This window comes from Streptomyces cupreus (assembly GCF_014257025.1).
GTDB lineage: Bacteria > Actinomycetota > Actinomycetes > Streptomycetales > Streptomycetaceae > Streptomyces > Streptomyces cupreus.
In genome coordinates, this window is the sequence record NZ_JACMSF010000006.1 from 210,174 (window position 1) to 231,079 (window position 20,906).

Consider the following 20,906-nt stretch of genomic DNA (forward strand, 5'->3'; position numbering starts at 1 on the left):
CGCCCAAGGTTCAGCCCATCCAGCTCACATGAAAGGAATGCTCGACGTCGTGTGACACGGCCGGCACAACACCCCGCCCTCCGCACCCACCCCGACCCAAGGAGACTCCCCATGAAGATCGGCATCATCGGCGCCGGCAACATCGGCGGCAACCTCACCCGGCGGCTGACCGCCCTCGGGTACGACGTGTCCGTAGCCAACTCCCGCGGCCCGCACACCCTGACCGCGCTGGCCGAGGAGACCGGCGCCACCCCGGTAGCCGTGATCGAAGCGGCCCGCGGCGCCGAGATCGTCGTGGTCACCATCCCGCTCAAGAACATCCCCGACCTTCCGCCCGGCCTGTTCGACGGGGCCGCCGACGGCTTCGCCGTGATCGACACCGGCAACTACTACCCCAAGGAGCGCGACGGGAGGATCGCCGCGATCGAGGACAAGGGGCTCACCGAGAGCCGCTGGACCCAGCAGCACCTCGGTCACCCGGTGATCAAGGCGTTCAACGGCACCTACGCCCAGGACATCCTCGACAAGCCACGCCCGAAGGACGACCCCGAGCGCATGGCGCTGCCGGTCGCGGGCGATGACGAGGCCGCCAAGAAGTTCGTCCGCGACCTCATCGACGAGCTCGGTTTCGACACCGTGGACGCCGGCGGCATCGACGACTCCTGGCGCCAGCAGCCCGGCACCCCGGTCTACGGCCTGCGCGGCGGCGTCGACGCGGTGACGAAGGCCCTGGCCGGGGCGTCCCCCAAGCGCCCGGCCGCGTTCCGGGAATAAGGCTCCGGATGCCGCCCAGCCCGCCTTGCTATAGGGAACGGATAGGATTCCTTCGTGAGACATAAGGATCCCGATGGCCCGATCCGGGTGCGGCAGTCCGCTGCGGCACCCTCACCGGACCTGAACCTGCTGCGCACCTTCCTGGCTGTGTACCGCTCCGGTTCCTTCACCGCCGCCGCCGGACTGCTGGGCCTGTCCCAGCCCACGGTGACCACCCAGATCCGGGCCCTGGAACGGCAGACGGGCCGCGAGCTGTTCCAGCGCCTGCCGCGCGGCGTCGCCCCGACACCCGTCGCCCACGACCTGGCGGCCCGCGTGGCCGCGCCCCTCGACGCGCTCGCCGCCGTCGCCGGGCACGACATCGCACCAGACGAGCCGGCCGCCCCCGTCCATCTGGCAGGGCCTGCCGAGCTGCTGTGCACCCGGGTCCTGCCGACGCTCGCCCCGCTGGCCGCCGACGGTGTACGGCTGCGCGTGACCATGGGCCTGACCGACCCGCTCCTGGAGGAGTTGCGCTCCGGACGCTATGACCTGGTGATCGCCACCGTCCGGCCGCGCGGGAGGGCGCTGGCCGCCGTGCCGTTGATGGACGAGGAGTTCGTCCTGGTCGCCGCGCCCGCCTGGGCCGACCGCCTGAGGGAGCGGCTGGCCGCCGACGGCCCGGCCGCGCTGCACGCCGTCCCCCTGGTCACCTACGCCGAGGATCTGCCCATCGCCCGCCGCTACTGGCGCCACGTCTTCGGCACGCGGCTGTCGTGCCCCGCTGCCGTCACCGTGCCCGACCTGCGCGGCGTACTCGCCGCGGTCGCCGCGGGAGCCGGTTTCACCGTCCTGCCCCGCTTCCTGTGCCAGGACGAACTCGCCTCCGGCGCCCTGGTGCCCCTGCACGAACCAGACGACCCGCCCATCAACACCGGCTACCTCGTCCAGCGCCCCGGCAGGCCCGACAACCCCGACGTCACCCGGGTCCGCGACCTCATCCTCGAGGCGGGCCGCACCTGGTGACTCCGAACGGGCTCTGCGGCGGCTGCGCCACTGCGGAGAAGCCGAGGGCGTACCGTCCTGATCGGGGCGCTCGTGGTCGACTCGGTCGGCAACGGGCTGTTCCTCGCTTCCAGAGTGCGTCGGTGGTCCGCCCACGCCGCCCTCAGACCGTTCTGATGTCACCGTTCTGATGTCCCCTCCACGGCGGCAGCCTTCCTGGTGAACGCATCCACACGGGCACACAAACCCTTTCGACACCGACCAGACTTCCTGGCAGCCCACGCCTCATGACGCGTTAGTCACACCTTGTCCGCCGCGCCCTGGCCCAGCCACGGCCGACCAAGGCGGTCCGTTCTCGTGACGGAGGCCGGTCAGCAGCGGGCTGAGGACGTCGGATTCGGAGCGCCAGTAGCGGTCGTCGTGGCCGGTGAGGTCCAGCAGGCCGGTAGTGATGGCGCGGTTGGTGACGGTGTGGACGGCGCGGAGCTGCTGCTCATCGGGTTCGGGTTCCAGGCCCCGTCGTGCAGGCGTACGGCGCAGTTGATCAGGTTCGGGCGCCTGGAGCCGACTTCAGCAGGCGCTGACAGGCCTACCCCGGGCCCGGACCGATCAGCCGCATGGGGGACGAAGGCAGCAGGGGCTACCCAAGGTCTGATGCCGAGGGTTGACACGCGTGCAGCATGAACGCAAAATCGCTGCCCATCGACAATGCCGAACAGTGTTCGGCTGCAGAGTCACCCGCACGGCATGCCGCTCGCGGCAGGCCATCAACCGTCGCGACGGGGTTCACCAGTTCCGTCCCCGCCCTACCGCCCCCTCCCCCGTCGAAAGAGGAAGACCATGTCTCCGCGCCTCCCCGCAATCCTTACCGCCGCCGCGCTCGCGGTCACCACTGCCGTCTTGTCCCCTGCATCACCGGCCACCGCCGACACCACCGATATCTCTCCGCCCGGGGCCAACGACTGGTCCTGCAAGCCCACCGCCGAGCACCCCGAGCCGGTCGTGCTGGTCCACGGGACGTTCGAGACCATGGCCAAGAACTGGCCGACGCTCAGCCCCAAGCTGAAAAGCGAGGGGTACTGCGTCTTCGCGCTGAACTACGGCGGCAACGCCATGGGACCCATTGCCCAGTCGGCGAAGGAACTCAAGTCGTTCGTCGGCGCGGTCATGGGGGCAACGGGCGCCAGGCAGGTCGACCTGGTCGGACACAGCCAGGGCGGAATGATGCCCCGTTACTACATCAAGTACTTCGGCGGCGCGACCCAGGTCGACGACCTGGTGGGGATCGTTCCGTCCAACCACGGCACGGAGGGCGTGATCGCACCGCCGCCCGAGCTCGAAAACAGCGAAAACAGCGCCTGCCCGGCCTGCGACGAGCAACAAGCGGGGTCGGAGTTCCTGACCGACCTGAACGCGAAGGACGAGACGCCGGCCGGTCCGTACTACACCGTCGTCACCACCAGATACGACGAGGTCGTCACGCCCTACACCAGCGCGTTCCTGGACGGCTCGGACCGGGAGGTCACCAACATCACTCTCCAGGACCGCTGCCCGCTCAACACGATCGAGCACGACCAGACGCCCAACGACCCGGTCGTCCACCAGTGGGTTCTCAACGCGCTCGAGCGCAAGGGGCCGGCCGACCCGGCCTTCGTGCCATCATGCGTCGGCTGACGACGCGGCCTACCCACGCGAAGGCGCTGTCCGTCCACTGCGTGTCCACTGGCGGATCCCCCTGTGAGCCCTCCCGAGGGGGCACCTGAGGCATCTGCCTGGATCAACGCATGCCGCGCGGCGCGCGAAGTCGAGGTCTCGAACTCGCGCGCAGCAGAGTGCCTTTCCGTCGTGCCGGGCTACGACCGCCGTTGTCAGTGGCGCCTCATAGACTGTCGTCAACTGCTCAGATGGGGGAATGCGTTGGCGACGATTCCTGTTCAGAAGCGCCAGGCACAGGATCCGGACTCGAGCGTGCCACGACTGGTAACCGTGGTCGACCGGGTGCTGGAGGGCGATGTAGTACTGCCCAAGTTCCAGCGGAACTTCGTTTGGACTCGGCAGCAGATCCTCGATCTGCTCGACTCCGTAGCGCGTAACTACCCCATCGGCAGCATCCTGCTGTGGCAGAGCACCGAGCAGCTTGCGAGTGAGCGCACGGTCGCCGGATTGGCCGTCGGCGAACACCGCCATGGCTATCCGGTGAACTACATCCTCGATGGACAGCAGCGACTGGCGACGATCTGCGGGGCGCTGCACTGGGCCCCGGATGGTGACGCCGAGAGTAACTGGAACATCGTCTACGATCTCGAAGAGCAGGCGTTCAGGCATACGGACACGCTGGAGGACCCGCCCGCGCACATCATCCCGGTCCGGCTGCTCTCCAACGGCTTCCTCTTCGCCAACCGCGCTTCGAAGCTCGGCTCCGCGGACCTGCAGGAGCGGGCCGCGGAGCTGTACAACCGGTTCTCGAACTATCAGATCGCCGTAGTCACCCTCCGGGGCATGCCGTCGACCGAGGTTGCGAAGGTCTTCGAGCGGATCAACAGCACCGCGACCCCGCTCACCGTCGTCGACCTGATGCGGGCGGCGACCTGGAGCCCGGAGTTCGATCTCAAGGACGAGATCGACGAGCTGCTCGAAGTCCTGAGCCGGAAGCAGTATGGCAAAGTCGACACGAAGACCATGCTGCGCACGATCTCCGCCGCTGCCGGGTTCGGGTTCTCTCGTGAGGACATGAACCAGCTGCGGAATCTGAACAAGGATGAGCTGGAGGAGGCGGTCAAGGCCGCCGTCGAAGCATCCAAGCTCGCGGTCGACTTCCTGACCACGCATGTCCGTACGCCCCGTGCTACTGCCTTGCCCTACTACAACCAGTTCGCGGTCCTGGTCGAGATCTTCCGCCAAGTGCCGAAGGCCACAGCAGCCCAGTACGACGCCATCGAACGATGGTTCTGGCTCACCGCCAGCGGCGAGTACTTCAAGGGTTGGAACGCGCGGCAGATGGCGGACGACCGCGAAGCGGTCCACAGCTTCGCCTCGGGTCGGACCGATGAGATCGAGGTCAGTGCGGGCGTGCCGCGCAGCGTCCTGTGGCGCCGCAATCAGTTTAGGGCCACGAACGCCCCGTCGAAGCTGCTGGGCCTGTTGCTCGCCGAGGCCCACCCGCTGGACCTCCGCAACGGCCGCCGGATCGACACGGACAGGGCGCTGTCCTGGCAGAACGACAAGGAGTTCCACCACTTCTTCCCGAAGTCGTTCCTGAAGAAGCAGGGGCTGAACGTCAGCCAGGCCAACGTCTGCGCCAATTTGATCATGCTGAGCTCGGTATCGAACATCGCCATCAGCGACCAGCCGCCCTCGGTCTACCTGAAGGATCTGTGCGAGACCCAGGGCAAGGAGACGATCCGTAAGCGCCTGGCGACCTGCCTCATCGACGAGGACGCCTTCGAGGCTGCTCTGCGGGATGACTATGAGGGCTTCCTCCGCGCCCGCTCCGAAACCCTCCACAAGCGCCTGATGGAACTCATCGGCTCGTCCGCTGCCGGAGCGCAGGAGCATGTGGCCGTCCCCGACGACGGCGGGAGTGGGGTGAGCGATACGGACGAGCCGATCGACCGGGATTCCGCAGACTGAGCGAGGCATGCGCATGCGGGTCAAAGACATGCCGGCGGCCGACCGCCCGCGGGAGCGGCTGTGGCTCCACGGCGCAGAGGCGCTCGCTGACCGAGAACTACTCGCCCTTCTTCTGGGCTCAGGCATTCCGGGGCAGGACGCGGTCCAGCTGGCCGGCGAGCTCCTCGCGGCGCACGGCGGGCTCCGCGGCCTGGCTCAGGCAGACCCGCAAGCCCTCGTGCAGCTCCCGGGGATGGGCCAAGCGAAAGCGGTACGGGTCGCGGCGGCCTTTCAACTGGCCCGCCGCCTGCAGAACTCGGACCTGCACAGCCCTGACCGTGTCACAACCACTGCCGACCTCGCCGCGGTCACCGCACCACTGCTACGCGGACTGCGCCACGAACGCGTAATCGTCGTGGCATGTGACACGTCCGGCAAGGTCCTCCGAATCGCCCGCCTGACAGACGGCGCCACGGACCGCAGCCTGATTCCAGTCCGTGACACCCTCGCCGGGGTCCTGTCGGCTGGCGCCTCGTCCTTCGGCGTGGCCCACAACCACCCCTCGGGCAACCCCGAACCGAGCATGGCCGACCGACAGGTGACCGATCGCCTGCGGGATGCGGCGCAGACGGTCGGACTACGGTTCCTTGATCACGTGATCATGACGGACAGCGCCTGGCGCCGGGTCACAACTGGCCGGTGAAGGCGGCGTTGAGGATGGAGGGCCGCAGCGCGGCAAGCGAGGGCTCAGCGTAGGCGGTGCTCAGCCTCTCCGCGAGCCGATCGAGGGTGCTCGCGACATGGTCCTGCACCGGGCGCGGGGGAAGCGGGATCGTCAACGCCTCGAACCGCTTCCGGCCGAGGGTTCGGTTGCGCTCAGCGCCTGCCGAGCATGCAGACCCGACGAGCGCCAATCCCTGCCGGCTCAGCAGGAAGTGCCGGAGGTAGCTCGTGTTCGCTCGGTCATCAACTGGCAGATAGAAGAAGAACCGATTCGATGCGATGTACCCTGCGTCCTCTGTCTGCGTAACGGAAATTCCCCCCTCCCAGGCCATGAGATTGCTCAGGGCAAGTGCGCCCTCGGGGAATGTGAAGTAGCTGAGCTTACTCAATCCGTCCGGGGAGACGTCGGGATGGTGAATGATGCCCCGACCGAACGACCGGATGCCGATGGTTCGATAGATGCCAGCTTCGTCAATTTCTACTGGCGTGCGCGTGAAAGTCAGGGTCTCGCCAATCCGAGCCGATTCATTGGCGCTCGCCACGGCTGAATCAATGAGCGACTCGGCTAGGTTCGAGTGAAGAGCTGTCAGATGGTCACGCAGTTTGATTACGGAATCTACGCGGTCTATCACTGCATCCAGCTTGTCGGCAATACGACGTTGCTCCACAAGGCCAGGGAAGGGGACATGTGTCGCCAAGAGAGTATCGGGCGTAGTCCGCTTACGTCGGACCATCGAACCTCGAGGGGTGAGTTGCTCCCAGAGAGTCGGCCAAGAGACAAGGTACTTCAGATACCTCGGATCTGCGACGTCTTTATTGATGCCAAAGACAGGGTATTCCGAGGAGACGAAAGTTCCCGAGAACTCCTCTGAAACGACGGCCAGAGCCCCTTCCCATGCGTTGAGCTTACTCATGACGAGTTGCCCAGTCCCAAGTGGGGTGAGGTTGCGGTACGAAGTTTCGGATCCCGAGATTGGGGAACGCCGAATCAATCCCTTGCCAAAACTGTAAATCCCGGCGATCCTGTATTCGGTTTCAGGAATTACTGGAACACTGCCCATGAACTTCGCTAGGGCAACTCCGAGGGGCCTCTGCGGTAGATCTGTCATCAGAGATGCCTCAATTCAGCCTTCAGCTCGCCCAACAGGTCCAGGATCTCCCGCTCCGTCTTGATCAGTTCGTCCAGAAGATCTCCCGGGGAGCGGTGCGTTAGGTCACCACCGGCCTGCGGATTGGACAGGTCGAGGTTGTACCCGCCCTTCGCGATCTCGCTCGCGTCGACCTTCCAGGCGTACTCGGTGGCCTCCCGCCCGGTTCGCTCCTCACCGCCCCACCACTTCGCGCACGCGGCGAACTCCTCGTAGCGCATGGGCTTCGTCTTGCTGTAGCCTCTCCGACCCTCCGGCAAAGGGACCTCGTAGAACCAAGTCTCCTTCGTCGAGCCGGCCTTCTCGAAGAAGAGCAGGTTCGCGGGGATCTGCGTGTACGGGGCGAAAACGCCCTGCGGGAGGCGCACGATTGTGTGGAGGTTGCACTCCCGCATCAGCTTCTGCTTGATCTTTGCGCCCACGCCGCCGCCGAACAGCACGCCATTCGGAAGGACGATCGCGCAGCGTCCGCCGGGCTTGAGTCGCTCGATCACGGAGTAGAGGAAGAGCCAGGCGGTCTCGTGCGTCCCGACGCCGGCCGAGTCGAAAGCTGCCGCCACCGACTTCTCCTCCTCGCCGCCGAACGGTGGGTTGGTGAGCACCACGTTCACGCGGTGCCTTGGGCTGCTCTCCTCCCTCATCTTGCGCAGCGCGTTCGTGCGGATCACGTTCGGCGCGTCGATCCCGTGGAGGAGGAGGTTCATCATCCCGAGCAGATACGGGAGCGGCTTCTTCTCCATGCCGCGGATGTTGTGGTGGAGTTCGGCCAGTTCCGCCTGGGAGCGCGGGAGCTCCTTCAGCTCCTCGTAAGCCTCCACGAGGAAACCGCCCGTACCGCAAGCCGGGTCGAGGATGGACTCGCCCAGCCTGAGGAAGCTCTGTTCCACCATGAACCGGATCACCGGTCGCGGGGTGTAGAACTCGCCCGAGTCACCTGCGGCGTCCCGCATCTCCTTCAGGATTGATTCGTAAACGAAGGCCATCGTGTGGATGTCATCAGCGGAGTCAAAGTTGATGTCATTGACTACGTTGACGAGGTCGCGCAGCAAGGTGCCCGAGAGCATCCGGTTGTTGACGTCCTGGAAGATGGTGGAGATCACATTCCTGGGATCTCCCTCCTCATCGCTTCTTAGGTCACGCAGATACGGGAGAAGTTTCATGTTGACAAAGTCGAGGAACTCCTTCCCCGTGAATTCGGTTCTTGCTCCCCAGCTCTTCCAGTCGTATGGTGGCTGGATCACGCGCTCGTAGCCAAGGATCTCCGCCTCCCGCTCCTCCTCCACGCACACATCAAAGGCCCGGAGGAACAGAATCCACGTCAGCTGAGGCAGGCGGTCCAGGTCACCGTTGAGGCCAGCGTCCTTGCGCATGATGTCGCGCGCCGACTTGATGGCCGACTGAAGTTCCCCGCGGGTTCGCTTTTTGGGCTGGGCGGGTACGTCAATGGCCAGTTGGTTGGTAGTGTCCTGCGGCGGCATCAGTCTTCCGTTCCGGTGGAGGCGTTCACAACTCGCGCCCAGAATTCGCGCACTGCGGTCAGCGCGCCGTCCAAGGTCGCTGTGGTCTCAGTCAGTCCCTCGGCGAGGGGTGGGTACGTTTCCCGCCACAGCGGTGGTGGGTCGGGAATCAGTTGAGGGACGGCATGCGTGTCCCGGATCGTGAAGACATGCCGCACTACGCCGTACAGCTCCACGTCGGCGGCCATGCCCGTCTCGATCAGCAGCACGAGATCAGCCAGGTCCTTGACTCTCGTATTAGGACGGTCACCGTATTCACGTGTGAGGGCATGTAGCTTTTCAGCGAAGTGCTGCCGCCGGTCCACGGCCTCGATCGTCCGGGCGGGGATTCCGGCGAAGTCCAGTGCACCGAGGAGCGGCAGGGGTTCCGTGGCCGCCACCTCCTCGCCGCGGGCGGCGACGTCGATCCGGACACCGGCGAAGGACTTACCGCCAAGGCCAGCTTCGATGGAGAACCTCCACGCCGGGCGCCCCCCGGTATCAGCGGCCAGCTCCACCGGCGCGGGAACCCGGAAGGTGAACCAGTCTCCGTCCGGGTCTTCTGCAAGCGCATCGAGCAGTGCCTCGCGAAGCGTGCCGCCAGTCAGTCCTGTTTCCCGGATGGCGAGGTCCATGTCCTTGGTCGCTCGGGCCCGATTCCGGAGCCGGAACTCAAGCGCGGCCCCGCCCTTGAGGATCCACTCGGCCTCCGAATCGGCTGAGAGCCGTGCCGCGATGCGGTCGAAGACCACTCGGCGGCGCAGGCGTCCCAGATCAGTGGCTTCGGTCTCCGACTGGCGCTTCAGCCTCGCCTCCAGCGCCCTACGGAGTGCGACGGCGTCCTGGTACCGCTTCTCCGTCACTCCGTCACCTCCCTTAGCGCACGCTCTACGCCGAGTTCGGCTCGCGCTCCGAGTTCCTGGGCCGCGTACAGAAGGCGGCGTCGGGTGGTCAGGCCCCGCGAGAGGGCGTCGTTCACTGCGGAGTCGACTACGTCTTGATCAACCCCGTCCGCCGCGCTCTCCGTGATGGCCCGCAGGGGTGTGGTGACCTTGAAACCCTCGTGTTGTTCGATGTCCGCAGCGCCGAGAGTGGCGCGGTGGAGGACGACAGCCGAGTCGTTAGCACGAAAGCTCGGAGGTACGGTCAGGTGGATCTCCGCTGGGTTGGCGATGCCCAGGTCGTGTACAGCAAGGGCCGTCGTGTGTGACACCACAGCCTGGTCCCGGCTCCAGAGAGACCAGCGGACCAGGTGGTCAGTGTCGGTGCTCGGCAGGTCGAGATACTCGCGGAAGCGGTAGATGCCGCGGTCGATACGGATCCAGTTGCGCCGACCGACGTGGAAGTGCTGGGCCTGGTAGGAGTAGCCGGCCTTGAGCGCCTGGGCAGCCGTGAAGTAGCCGCGTTGGCTGGCGGCGGTGCGCCATAGACGGTCGCGAGTCGTGTCATCACCGAGCACCGTGAGAGCGTAACAGAAACACTCCTCCTAGTTTCCTTTAGCTTCACGCAGATCGATACGCGAAACTAAAGTCAGGATGTAGTTACGCGACGTCGAAGATCCGCTTAGCCAGGTCGTCGATCGCCTCGTGCATCTGCGGCGCCCCGCCGAACCGCGCGGCCAGCTGCCGGACCGTACCCAGCTGCCGGAAGGGTGGTACGCGCAGCGCGCCGGCCTCCAGCTCGGTGGCGCCCTTCTCGGTGAAGCGGTCCAACAGCACATCCAGCACCTCACGCGCCTCAGGTGCGAAGCTCTTGAGGAACTGATCGTGCTCACGGCGTACCCGGTGGGCGCGCTCGGAGCGGCTGATCAGGGGTAGCTCCCAGGCCGCGTTAATCAGCAGATCGATAGGGTCGGCTTCGGGATGGTCGAGCTTGCGTAGCAGGTCCTCCTCCGTGATGCCGATCTCGTCGCTGTGCAGACGCTCACGCAGGATGTTGCGACTCTTGGCGGTGGCCCACTGCGTCCTCAGATCCGTAGGCGACAGCTTCAGCTCCAGCACTCGGTCATGCACGTATTCCCGGTACTGGACCATGCGCATGGACTGGCCGTCAGGGTGCAACTGGTAGTGCATGTCATTCCAGACGAAGACCTCCACGCCGTTGACGTAGATGCGCCGGGTGCCGCGACTCTGGATCTCATCGACGCGATCCTCGTCCGTGATCACCGTCCCCTCGTCATCCGCGGGCAGTGTGCCTCCCTCCCCCGACTGGAAGTCCCCTTCGGGTTCTGCGACCTCTTCGGCGGGGCCGTCCGGGCTCTCCAGCTCTTCGCGCTCGATCAGCTCTCCCTGCTGGTCTGTCCGGTCATTGATGACTCTCAGCGGCGGGCCGTCGAACTCGGGATCGTTGAACAGAACAGTCGCATCAACGAAGTCGATGATGTCGAAGGACCCCTTGTCGATGTCCAGGCACAGCCGGGTGCCTCGCCCAATGATCTGCTTGAACTGCGGCATGGAGTTGATCCGGCGCACGATCACGATGTTGCGGGCCGAAGGGATGTCCACGCCGGTCGTCAGCATCTGGCTGGTCACGGCGATCACGGGCTCGTCGGTGTCGTCCCGCCGGAACCGGTCCAGGAGCTCCCTTCCCGGCTTGCCGTCGTCGTCGGTGATCCGGCAGACGTAGTCCGGGTAGTGCGCGACGAGGTCGAGGTTCGCCTGGTTGAGTGCGGCGACCATGCGGTGTGCGTGATCGTTGTTCTCACAGAAGACGATCGTCTTCGCCATCCGGTCCGTATCGGCCAGGTAATTCGTGAGGTACCGGGCTACTTCCTCGGTGCGCTCCTCAATGGCCAGGACCTTCTCGTAGTGGCGCTGGGTATAGACCTGGTCCGGGATGGGGTTGCCGGAAGTATCGAGCTGCCCAGGTTCGGGCTTGAAGCCCGTCATGTCGACATTCAAATGGACCCGTCGCAGACGGTACGGGGCCAGGAAGCCGTCCTCGATTCCGTCCTTCAGGGCATACTCGTAGACCGGCTCACCGAAGTACCCGTAGGTGTGCCGCTCCGAGTCCGCGATCGGCGTCGCGGTCAGACCGAGTTGTACGGCCTGGGAGAAGTGGTTGAGGATGCCTCGCCATTTACCCTCTTCGGCCGAGCTGCCGCGGTGGCATTCGTCCACGATGATCAGGTGGAAGTAGTCCGGAGGGTACTGGCTGAAGAGCGCGGCCTCGTCCCCTCTGCTGCTGTCGAGCGACTGGTACAGCGCGAAGAAGATCTGCCGGGCGCGCTGCACCCCTCCGCTGATCTTGTGGACAACGTCTCCGAAGACTGGCTCGAAGTAGTCATCCTTCGGCTGGTCAACCAGGATGTTGCGATCAGCCAGGTAGAGCACGCGAGGCTTCTCGCCTCCGTTCCACCCGCTCTCGCGCAGTTTTGAGACCAGTTGGAACGCAACCATGGTCTTGCCGGTGCCAGTGGCCAGCGTGAGCAGGATCCGCTTCTGGCCACGGGCTATCGCCAAGAGTGCTTCGTTGACCGCTCGACGCTGGTAGTACCTGGGGCGTTTGGGGGTGAGATCGTTGTTGCGCAGGCGATGGTCGAACGGGGCGAGGATGAGCTCGCGCTCCAGATCGGTCGTGATCTTCTTCTCGCCGCAGTACCGCTGCCAAAGTTCCTCCGGGGACGGAAACGACGACACCCGGTGCCGGTTGCCGCCGATCTCGATCTCCCAGATCTCGATGCCGTTCGTGGCGTAGGCCACAGGCAGGCCCAGTCTGCGGGCGTACCGCTTGGCCTGCTCGATGCCGGCTGCGACATCCACACTCGTCCGCTTGGCCTCGACCACCGCGAGGGGCACGTCGTCGCGGTACTCCAGGACGTAGTCCGCTATCAGCGCCCGCTCACGCCGATGCCGCCGCGGCGACACCACGAGCTTGCCGTCGTTGATCGAGTACTGCTCGCGGATCTGATCTTTGCTCCAGCCCGCCGCGGACAGCGCCGGCAGCACGAAGGCCCGGCACGTCTCCTGCTCAGTCAGTCCCCCTGCGCTCGCCATACAAGATTCGTACATCAGGAGGAGGGGTCGAGGGGCGAGAATCCGTCACCCGAGTGAGGAATCTGGGCTCCGGCGATCCGAGAGGGCCACCGTCCGGGTCCTTGTGTCCACTACATGTCCACACCTCGCGAAGCGAGCTTCCGTTTCCGCCCGCCAAGCGTCGGTTAGCCCCAGCAGCGAAGCGGTTCCTGCACTCGCCCCCAAGCGGTCGAACCTACTAGTCAACGAATTCCGCTCCGTTGAGGCCAAGTCAGTCTCCACACGCGACGTTCCCGGCTCCCCCTCGGGGCAGTCGGTGAGGACATACCTGCGGGCCGCCGCGTAGCTTGGAGCCGGTCGCAGCGGACTTCGATACCAGCGGAGAGCGGCAGGATGCGGGCGCCTTGATGAGCGGTCGATCCCGCACCCTGCCACCCCGAACTCATGCCGCAGCCTGGCCCTCCGGCCACACCGGCACACCAGGTACCCGCCCGGCATAGCGGACCTCAGTTCCGTCCTGAGCGATCAGCTTCGGCTCCCTCTCATGGAGTTCCGCGAGCAGAGAGGTGACCCGTTCCTCCAGGCGCGGTCCGGTGGTGTCCCTGGGCACGGTCACCCAGACCGGGCCGCCCTGCCGGGTGTCGCCGACCGCGTGCCCGTAGAACCCCTTCAGAGCCCACTCGCACTCGACGACCCGCACACCGCAGTAGTCGATCAGCTCCTGCAGCGAGGCGACCGCCTCCGGCTGTACGTACTCACGCCCCGCCGCGATGAACTCGTTGAGTTTGGTACGCAGTTCGTCCGCCTCCTCGAAGGTGAGCGCGACGTACTTCGAGCTTTCGAGGCCGCCGACGGTGAGGTCGATCTGCGGCTGCCGAGCATGCCCCATGTGCACCATGCCGAGTTCGAGGATCTCGGGATCCGGGCCGTCCTTGGTCCGCGTCACGGGCTGGAGCGCCAGCTCCATCTCGTGCACGTGGGCAGCGTGGAAGTGGTCGACCAGCAGCCCCGGGGTGTGTTCATTCTCGTCCCGGTACTGACACCAGGGCGGGCAGGGAGTGACGAGTTCGAGCGGGTGCGTGGCCGACGGGTAGTGATCGACGGCCTCGGTGACACCGCCCCGGATGACGACGTCGTAGCGGTGCCGCAGACCGCGCAGGCTCAGCGCGAAGTGCTCCAGGCCATCGATGAACGAGCCCAGGACGGTGCTGTCGAGTTCGGCGGTGCCGTCGACGGCCGAGAGCCACAGCCGGGCCGGTTCACCACGCGCTTCCTCGTCGTGACCGAGTCCGATCTGCACGGACAGCAGCGGTACTTCGATCCCTGGGCTTGCTCCTTCCGGAGCCGCGAGCCGGACGGGGGCGCTGACGTGGCTGCCGGTCGCTTCGGCATGCGGGTCTTGCGCGCACCATGCGGGACAGTCGCGCTCGGGAGCCGAGAGGGTCAGGACTGTTGCGCTGGACATGATGTCTCCTCGGGATAGGAGTGGCTTCTTGTCCAGCAGTCTTGCCCTGCTCGCAGAACATGCGGATCTATACTCGCGTTCCGGGCATGGAGCCCGTTGACCGGGAGCAGGCTGGAGCCCGCCGACCTCCTGCCCGCGACTGGCCGACAGGCCTGAAGCCGGCCCAGAGCTTTCGCGCGCATCGGCTGGACGCCATCGAAGAGGGCGGCGTGCTCACCTGCCGTGGCGGCTCACCCCGGCCAAGCGGGAGCCGACAGCGCCCTACGACCGGGGCGGCGTCTTGGATCAGCGTCCAGTCAATGGGCGGGCGCAGAAAGCGCCAACACCCACGGCGGGTGAGTCGAGCAGCCGTTGGAGAGGCATCCGGCAGACAGGGCTGGAGAGGGACGCCGGCCAGGCCGCGCGACTTCCTGCGCCCCGTCTGCATTTCCTCGCGTCCACTGAGCGTCCACTGGATCTTGCTCTTCGGCTCCGCTGCGTAACCTCCAGCCGACGAGCATGTTCTGCATTTCTGCAGGTCAGATCCTTGACAAGGGCGCCCGACGCCCGCCATGAGACCTCAGACAGTCCTTGTGAGCAGCGGATTCTCTCCGTTGGGACCGAGTAGGCGGCTCAGAGGCACTGAAAAGACGTTTCCGCAGGTCAGAACGTTTCTTTGACCTGCGCTTGGTGGGGCGGGTGGGACTCGAACCCACGGCCGACGGATTATGAGTCCGCTGCTCTAACCGGCTGAGCTACCGCCCCATAGCGGCGTGTCGCGCACATTTGTACGCGCCGTCTGCCGCAGCATAGCCGCTCATACGATCTCCTGCTTCGGATGGTCGACTACGCATGCCCAGAAGGACTTCAGCACGCCCCGCGCGGTTCCCGGGCACTTGGATCAAGACATGAAAAAGGACCCCGGCGGGGTCCTCGTTCAACCTGCTCCCCCGACTGGACTCGAACCAGTAACCTGCCGGTTAACAGCCGGCTGCTCTGCCAATTGAGCTACGGAGGAATGCCTCGTTGCATCGAACGTACCTACCTGGGTATTCGCCAGGGGGCGGACGCTCGCTGCGACACATACATTAGCGCAAGCAGGGGGGTGCTCCGCCAATCGGTTCCCCCGGCACCGACCTACACGAGGGAAGGGTGGCTGCCATGCGCTACAAGCTCACGTTCGTCGTCGGGCTGGCTCTGGGTTACGTACTCGGCACGCGCGCCGGACGCGAACGCTACGAACAGCTGAAGAAGTCAGCGCGTCAGGTGGCGCAGAACCCGGCGGTCCGCAACACCGCGGAGACGGCGGCCCAGCAGGGCCGCGTATACGCGGGCAAGGCCTACCACGCGGTCAGCGACAAGGTCGGCGACCGCGTCCCGGAGTCCGTCGCCCAGCGGGTCCGCCACCTCCGCGACCGCCACCCCAACGGCGAGGTGGAGGACGACTGGGGCACCAGCAATACATGAACGCCGGGTGGGACGGCCCGTAGGGGCCCATGACGCGTGGCCCATAGAATTTTCGCCATGGGGATAGTCGCCGGGTTGGACAGCTCGCCCGAGTTCACTCGTATCGTCGTCTGCGACGCGGACACCGGAGCCGTGCTCCGGCAGGGGTATGCGCCGCACCCGGTCGAAGGCCGGCCCTCCGACGTCGATCCGCAGGCCTGGCTGCTCTCCCTCGGCGAGGCCGCCGGCGGTGGGCTCCTCGAAGGTGTCCAGGCCATCGGCGTCTCCTCGCAGCAGAACGCCGTCGTGCCCCTCGACTCCCAGGGCAACACCACCCGCCCCGCGATGGTCGGCGGTGACAAGCGGGCCCAGGTCGCCGCGGCCGATCTCATCGACGCGCTCGGCGGGCGGGAGGCGTGGGCGCAGGCCGTCGGATGCGTGCCGCAGGCCCCGCAGCCGGTGACCAAGCTCCGCTGGCTCAGCAAGAACGAACCCGACGCCGCCGCCCGCACCGCCGTCCTCATGCAGGCCCACGACTGGCTGGTGTGGCAGCTGCTCGGGCGCCCGGTGCGCAGGACCACCGACCGCGGCGGCGCCTCCGGCACCGGCTACTGGTCCGCCGCCACCGGCAGCTACCGCACCGATCTCGTCGAGCTGGCGCTCGGTCACCAGGCCATGCTGCCGGAGGTGATCGGCCCCGCCGACGCGGCCGGTACGACGCCGGAGGGGCTGCTGATCTCCGCCGGGACCGGCGAGACGATGGCCGCCGCCTTCGGGCTCGGCATCGGGCTCGGGGACGCCGTCGTGTCGCTCGGCGCCTCCGGGTCCGTGATGGCCGTCCACCCCGAGGCCCTGCACGACCCGAGCGGGATGATCACCGCGCTGGCCGACGCGACCGGCATGCACCTCCCGGTCGTCACCACCCTGAACGCCGTACGGACCCTGCGCGGCACCGCCGAGCTGCTCGGAGCGCCCGATCTGGAGAGCCTGTCCGAGCTGGCGATGAAGTCGACGCCGGGGGCACACGGCCTGGTGCTGCTGCCCTATCTGGAGGGCGAGCGGACGCCGAACCTGCCGCACACCGCCGGGACCCTGGCCGGGCTCAGGCGGGAGGCGATGCGTCCGGAGCATCTGGCGCGGGCCGCGTTCGAGGGCATGCTGTGCGGACTCGCGGACGCCCTCGACGTACTGCGCGGCCGGGGGGTCGAGGTGCGGCGGGTCTTCCTGCTGGGCGCGGCCGCCGAGCTGCCCGCCGTGCAGGCCTCGGCGCCCTCGCTGTTCGGCGCTCAGGTCGTCGTACCGCAGCCCGCGGACTACACGGCGATCGGTGCCGCCCGGCAGGCCGCCTGGGCGCTCGGGGCCTCGCAGGGCGCGCTCGACGCGCGGACCCCGCCGGCCTGGCGGGGCGCGGCGGCGCAGGTGTTGGAGCCCGGCGAGGAGCTGGCGGTGGGGCAGGCGGTGCGACAGCAGTTCGTGTCGGTGCGGGAGCAGACCCATCCGGGCGCGTTTCGCTCGTAGCACACCCTTGTTGGGTTAATCAGTTGAGGTAACACCACTGGAGTGTTCGACGATAGGGGCCAAGGGCAACCAACCGCCCCGCCGCCGACTCCGAGAGACACAGCGTGCTCATACGACTCCTGCGGACCTATCTCAGGCCCTATCGAAAACCCATCGCCCTGCTGGTGCTGCTCCAGTTCCTGCAGACCTGCGCCACGCTCTATCTGCCCACCCTGAACGCGGACATCATCGACAACGGTGTCGTCAACGGCGACACGGGCTACATCCTCAGCTACGGCGCCCTGATGATCGGCATCTCACTGGCACAGGTCGTGTGCAACATCGGGGCCGTGTACTACGGCGCCCGGACCGCCTCGGCGCTCGGCCGGGACGTGCGCGGCGCCGTCTTCGACCGGGTGCAGTCGTTCTCCGCGCGTGAGGTGGGCCACTTCGGCGCGCCCTCGCTGATCACCCGTACCACCAATGACGTGCAGCAGGTCCAGATGCTGGCCCTGATGACGTTCACCCTCATGGTGTCGGCGCCGATCATGTGCGTCGGCGGAATCGTGCTGGCCCTCGGCCTGGATGTGCCGCTGTCGGCGGTGCTGGTCGCCGTGGTGCCGGTGCTGGGCATCTGCGTGACCTTGATCGTACGGCGGCTGCGGCCGCTGTTCCGGGCCATGCAGGAGCGTCTGGACACGGTGAACCGGGTGCTGCGCGAGCAGATCACCGGCAACCGTGTGATCCGGGCCTTCGTCCGCGACGAGTACGAGCAGCACCGCTTCCGCAAGGCGAACACCGAGCTCACCGACATGTCGCTGGGCACCGGAAACCTGCTCGCGCTGATGTTCCCGATCGTGATGACGGTGGTGAACCTGTCGTCGATCGCGGTGGTGTGGTTCGGCGCGCACCGGATCGACAGCGGGGGCATGCAGATCGGTGATCTGACGGCCTTCCTCGCCTATCTGATGCAGATCGTGATGTCCGTGATGATGGCCACCTTCATGTTCATGATGGTGCCGCGCGCGGAGGTGTGCGCCGAGCGGATCCAGGAGGTCCTGGACACGGAGTCCAGCGTGGTGCCGCCGGTGGCGCCGGTCACGGAGCTGCGCCGGCACGGCCATCTGGAGGTCCGGGGCGCGGGCTTCCGCTACCCGGGTGCCGAGGAGCCGGTGCTCAAGGGCATCGACCTGGTGGCGCTGCCCGGTGAGACCACCGCCGTGATCGGCTCGACCGGAAGCGGCAAGTCCACCCTGTTGGGCCTGGTCCCCCGGCTGTTCGACGCGACCGACGGGCGGGTCCTCGTGGACGGCGAGGACGTGGCGGGCATCGACCCGAAGATGCTGGCGAAGACGGTCGGCCTGGTGCCGCAGAAGCCGTACCTGTTCGCCGGGACCGTCGCGACGAACCTTCGCTACGGCAATCCGGACGCCACCGACGAGGAGCTGTGGCACGCGCTGGAGGTGGCGCAGGCCAAGGAGTTCGTCTCCGGCCTCGAGGGTGGGCTCGACGCGCCGATCGCGCAGGGCGGGACGAACGTCTCCGGTGGTCAGCGGCAGCGGCTCGCGATCGCCCGGACGCTCGTGCAGCGCCCGGAGATCTATCTCTTCGACGACTCCTTCTCGGCGCTCGACTACGCCACCGACGCGGCCCTGCGCGCCGCGCTGTCCCGGGAGACCGCCGAGGCGACCGTGGTGATCGTCGCCCAGCGGGTGGCGACCATCCGGGACGCCGACCGGATCGTCGTCCTCGACGAGGGCCGGGTCGTCGGCACCGGGCGGCACCAGGAGCTGATGGCGGACAACGAGACGTACCGGGAGATCGTGCTCTCCCAGCTGACGGAAGCGGAGGCCGCCTGATGGCCGGGCCGATGGGGCGGATGATGGCCGGTACAGGGCCTGACCACCGCTCGCTGGACTTCAAGGTGTCGGGCCGGCGGCTGGTCGCCCAGTTCAAGCCGGAGCGGCTCACCATCTATGTGCTGCTGCTGTGTGTCGTGGTCAGCGTGGGTCTGTCGGTCGTCGGACCGAAGATCCTCGGCCGGGCCACCGACCTGGTCTTCGCGGGCATCGTCGGACGGGAGATGGAACCTGGCGCGACGAAGGAACAGGTCCTTGAGGGCATGCGGGACCGAGGCGACGGCGATGTGGCCGACATGCTCCGCAGCACCGACTTCACGCCCGGCGAGGGCATCGACTTCACGGCCGTCGGGAACGTGCTGCTGCTCGCGCTCGCCGTGTTCGCCGTCGCCGGGCTGCTGATGGCGGTGGCGACACGGCTGGTGAACCGGGCAGTGAACCGGACCATGTTCCGGATGCGCGAGGACGTGCAGGTGAAGCTGTCGCGGTTGCCGCTGTCGTACTTCGACAAGCGTCAGCGCGGTGAGGTGCTGTCCCGCGCCACCAACGACATCGACAACATCGGGCAGACCCTCCAGCAGTCGATGGGCCAGCTCATCAACTCCGTGCTCACCATCATCGGTGTGCTCGCGATGATGTTCTGGGTGTCGTGGATCCTGGCGCTCGTGGCGCTGGTGACGGTGCCGGTGTCGTTCTTCGTCGCCACCCGGGTGGGCAAGCGGTCGCAGCCGCACTTCGTGCAGCAGTGGCGCTCCACCGGCCGGCTCAACGCGCACGTCGAGGAGATGTACACCGGGCACGCGCTGGTGAAGGTGTTCGGGCGGCAGGAGGAGTCGGCGAAGCAGTTCGCCGAGCAGAACGAGGCGCTGTACGAGGCCGGGTTCAAGGCGCAGTTCAACAGCGGGATCATGCAGCCGCTGATGATGTTCGTGTCGAACATCAACTATGTGCTGGTGGCCGTGGTGGGTGGTCTGCGGGTCGCGTCGGGCTCCCTCTCCATCGGTGACGTACAGGCCTTCATCCAGTACTCGCGGCAGTTCTCGATGCCGCTCACTCAGGTCGCGTCCATGGCGAACCTGGTGCAGTCCGGGGTCGCCTCCGCCGAGCGGATCTTCGAACTCCTCGACGCGGAGGAGCAGTCGGCGGACCCCGTGCCCGGGGTGCGGCCCGAGGAACTGCGCGGGCGGGTGGCGCTGGACGGTGTGTCCTTCCGGTACGACGCCGACAAGCCGCTCATCGAGGACCTCTCGCTGACGGTGGAGCCCGGGCAGACGGTCGCGATCGTCGGCCCGACCGGCGCCGGGAAGACCACGCTGGTCAACCTCCTCATGCGGTTCTACGAGGTCTCCGGCGGGCGGATCACGCTGGACGGGGTGGACATCGCGACGATGTCCCGGGACGAACTGCGCGCCGGGATAGGCATGGTGCTCCAGGACACCTGGCTGTTCGGCGGGTCGATCGCGGAGAACATCGCGTACGGGGCTTCACGCGAGGTCACCCGTGGGGAGATCGAGGAGGCGGCGCGCGCGGCTCACGCGGACCGCTTCGTCCGTACCCTTCCCGACGGCTACGACACCGTGATCGACGACGAGGGTTCCGGGGTCAGCGCCGGTGAGAAGCAGCTGATCACCATCGCTCGGGCGTTCCTGTCGGATCCGGTGATCCTGGTGCTGGACGAGGCGACGTCGTCCGTCGACACCCGGACCGAGGTGCTGATCCAGAAGGCGATGGCGAAACTCGCGCACGGGCGTACGTCGTTCGTCATCGCGCATCGCCTGTCGACGATCCGGGACGCGGACACGATCCTGGTGATGGAGAACGGCTCGATCGTGGAGCAGGGCGCGCACGGCGAGCTGTTGGCGGCCGACAGGGCTTATGCGCGGCTGTACAAGGCGCAGTTCGCGGAGGCGGTCGCCGAGGTCGACTAACGCGTGCGGGGGCCGCCGTCAGGC

General features: G+C 66.8%; 15 protein-coding genes and 2 tRNA genes. 9 read left to right on the top strand and 8 right to left on the bottom strand.

Features of this window, described 5'->3' with window-relative positions; all coding sequences use genetic code 11:
* The first annotated feature begins 111 nt into the window (after window positions 1–111).
* The 5 genes from H4N64_RS08400 (at window position 112) to radC (ending at window position 6,070) form a co-directional block, all read left to right on the top strand.
* Window positions 112–774, top strand: coding sequence for an NAD(P)-binding domain-containing protein (locus H4N64_RS08400; protein WP_186281480.1), 663 nt, complete (start codon window positions 112–114; stop codon window positions 772–774).
* Between the two features lie 54 nt (window positions 775–828).
* Window positions 829–1,779, top strand: coding sequence for a LysR family transcriptional regulator (locus H4N64_RS08405; RefSeq protein ID WP_186281481.1), 951 nt, complete (start codon window positions 829–831; stop codon window positions 1,777–1,779).
* A gap of 819 nt (window positions 1,780–2,598) precedes the next feature.
* Complete coding sequence (locus H4N64_RS08410) at window positions 2,599–3,432, top strand: alpha/beta fold hydrolase (RefSeq protein WP_186281482.1); 834 nt, start codon at window positions 2,599–2,601, stop codon at window positions 3,430–3,432.
* 63 nt (window positions 3,433–3,495) lie between these two features.
* Entirely contained in the window at window positions 3,496–5,388 is a 1,893-nt protein-coding gene (locus H4N64_RS08415) for a GmrSD restriction endonuclease domain-containing protein (RefSeq protein ID WP_222108677.1), read from the top strand.
* A 13-nt stretch (window positions 5,389–5,401) separates the two neighbouring features.
* Entirely contained in the window at window positions 5,402–6,070 is a 669-nt protein-coding gene (gene radC, locus H4N64_RS08420; protein ID WP_186281483.1) for a RadC family protein, read from the top strand.
* On the opposite strand, the gene H4N64_RS08425 is transcribed toward radC, so the two are convergent.
* From H4N64_RS08425 to H4N64_RS08460, 8 genes are all read right to left on the bottom strand, one after another.
* Window positions 6,054–6,758 carry a restriction endonuclease subunit S gene (locus H4N64_RS08425; RefSeq protein WP_186281484.1) on the bottom strand — a complete coding sequence of 235 codons (705 nt, stop codon included), beginning with the start codon at window positions 6,756–6,758 and terminating at the stop codon, window positions 6,054–6,056. The genes radC and H4N64_RS08425 overlap by 17 nt on opposite strands.
* 440 nt (window positions 6,759–7,198) lie before the next feature.
* Entirely contained in the window at window positions 7,199–8,716 is a 1,518-nt protein-coding gene (locus tag H4N64_RS08430; RefSeq protein ID WP_186281485.1) for an HsdM family class I SAM-dependent methyltransferase, read from the bottom strand.
* Complete coding sequence (locus tag H4N64_RS08435; protein ID WP_336246666.1) at window positions 8,716–9,486, bottom strand: nucleotidyl transferase AbiEii/AbiGii toxin family protein; 771 nt, start codon at window positions 9,484–9,486, stop codon at window positions 8,716–8,718. Before H4N64_RS08435 ends, H4N64_RS08430 begins: the two co-directional genes overlap by 1 nt.
* 107 nt (window positions 9,487–9,593) lie before the next feature.
* Window positions 9,594–10,193 (bottom strand): type IV toxin-antitoxin system AbiEi family antitoxin domain-containing protein, encoded by a 600-nt coding sequence (locus H4N64_RS08440; protein WP_186281486.1) that lies wholly within the window; start codon window positions 10,191–10,193, stop codon window positions 9,594–9,596.
* 82 nt (window positions 10,194–10,275) lie between these two features.
* Entirely contained in the window at window positions 10,276–12,729 is a 2,454-nt protein-coding gene (gene hsdR, locus H4N64_RS08445) for an EcoAI/FtnUII family type I restriction enzme subunit R (protein ID WP_418896253.1), read from the bottom strand.
* 421 nt (window positions 12,730–13,150) lie between these two features.
* Entirely contained in the window at window positions 13,151–14,173 is a 1,023-nt protein-coding gene (locus tag H4N64_RS08450; RefSeq protein ID WP_186281488.1) for a DUF6907 domain-containing protein, read from the bottom strand.
* 667 nt (window positions 14,174–14,840) lie between these two features.
* Window positions 14,841–14,917 (bottom strand) — tRNA-Ile (locus tag H4N64_RS08455).
* Window positions 14,918–15,097: 180 nt separating this feature from the next.
* Window positions 15,098–15,170 (bottom strand) — tRNA-Asn (locus H4N64_RS08460).
* 143 nt (window positions 15,171–15,313) lie between these two features.
* Between H4N64_RS08460 and H4N64_RS08465 the strand changes: the two genes are divergently transcribed.
* From H4N64_RS08465 to H4N64_RS08480, 4 genes are all read left to right on the top strand, one after another.
* Window positions 15,314–15,619, top strand: coding sequence for a YtxH domain-containing protein (locus tag H4N64_RS08465; RefSeq protein WP_186281489.1), 306 nt, complete (start codon window positions 15,314–15,316; stop codon window positions 15,617–15,619).
* A gap of 57 nt (window positions 15,620–15,676) precedes the next feature.
* A complete protein-coding gene (locus H4N64_RS08470; protein WP_186281490.1) occupies window positions 15,677–17,116 on the top strand; it encodes a xylulokinase in 1,440 nt (479 codons plus the stop codon).
* A 104-nt stretch (window positions 17,117–17,220) separates the two neighbouring features.
* On the top strand, window positions 17,221–18,954 hold the full coding sequence (locus H4N64_RS08475) for an ABC transporter transmembrane domain-containing protein (RefSeq protein WP_186281491.1): 1,734 nt from the start codon (window positions 17,221–17,223) through the stop codon (window positions 18,952–18,954).
* Window positions 18,954–20,882: an ABC transporter ATP-binding protein gene (locus tag H4N64_RS08480; RefSeq protein WP_186281492.1), complete on the top strand. Its 1,929-nt coding sequence runs from the start codon at window positions 18,954–18,956 to the stop codon at window positions 20,880–20,882. The genes H4N64_RS08475 and H4N64_RS08480 overlap by 1 nt, the downstream gene beginning before the upstream one ends.
* Window positions 20,883–20,906 lie beyond the last annotated feature (24 nt).

What these genes read in the sequence shown, in the direction of transcription:
- H4N64_RS08450 (WP_186281488.1), bottom strand. Translation starts at nt 14,173, where the DNA reads ATGTCCAGCGCAACAGTCCTGACCCTCTCGGCTCCCGAGCGCGACTGT.
- hsdR (WP_418896253.1), bottom strand. Translation starts at nt 12,729, where the DNA reads ATGGCGAGCGCAGGGGGACTGACTGAGCAGGAGACGTGCCGGGCCTTC.
- H4N64_RS08400 (WP_186281480.1), top strand. Translation starts at nt 112, where the DNA reads ATGAAGATCGGCATCATCGGCGCCGGCAACATCGGCGGCAACCTCACC.
- H4N64_RS08410 (WP_186281482.1), top strand. Translation starts at nt 2,599, where the DNA reads ATGTCTCCGCGCCTCCCCGCAATCCTTACCGCCGCCGCGCTCGCGGTC.
- H4N64_RS08430 (WP_186281485.1), bottom strand. Translation starts at nt 8,716, where the DNA reads ATGCCGCCGCAGGACACTACCAACCAACTGGCCATTGACGTACCCGCC.
- radC (WP_186281483.1), top strand. Translation starts at nt 5,402, where the DNA reads ATGCGGGTCAAAGACATGCCGGCGGCCGACCGCCCGCGGGAGCGGCTG.
- H4N64_RS08465 (WP_186281489.1), top strand. Translation starts at nt 15,314, where the DNA reads ATGCGCTACAAGCTCACGTTCGTCGTCGGGCTGGCTCTGGGTTACGTA.
- H4N64_RS08480 (WP_186281492.1), top strand. Translation starts at nt 18,954, where the DNA reads ATGGCCGGGCCGATGGGGCGGATGATGGCCGGTACAGGGCCTGACCAC.
- H4N64_RS08470 (WP_186281490.1), top strand. Translation starts at nt 15,677, where the DNA reads ATGGGGATAGTCGCCGGGTTGGACAGCTCGCCCGAGTTCACTCGTATC.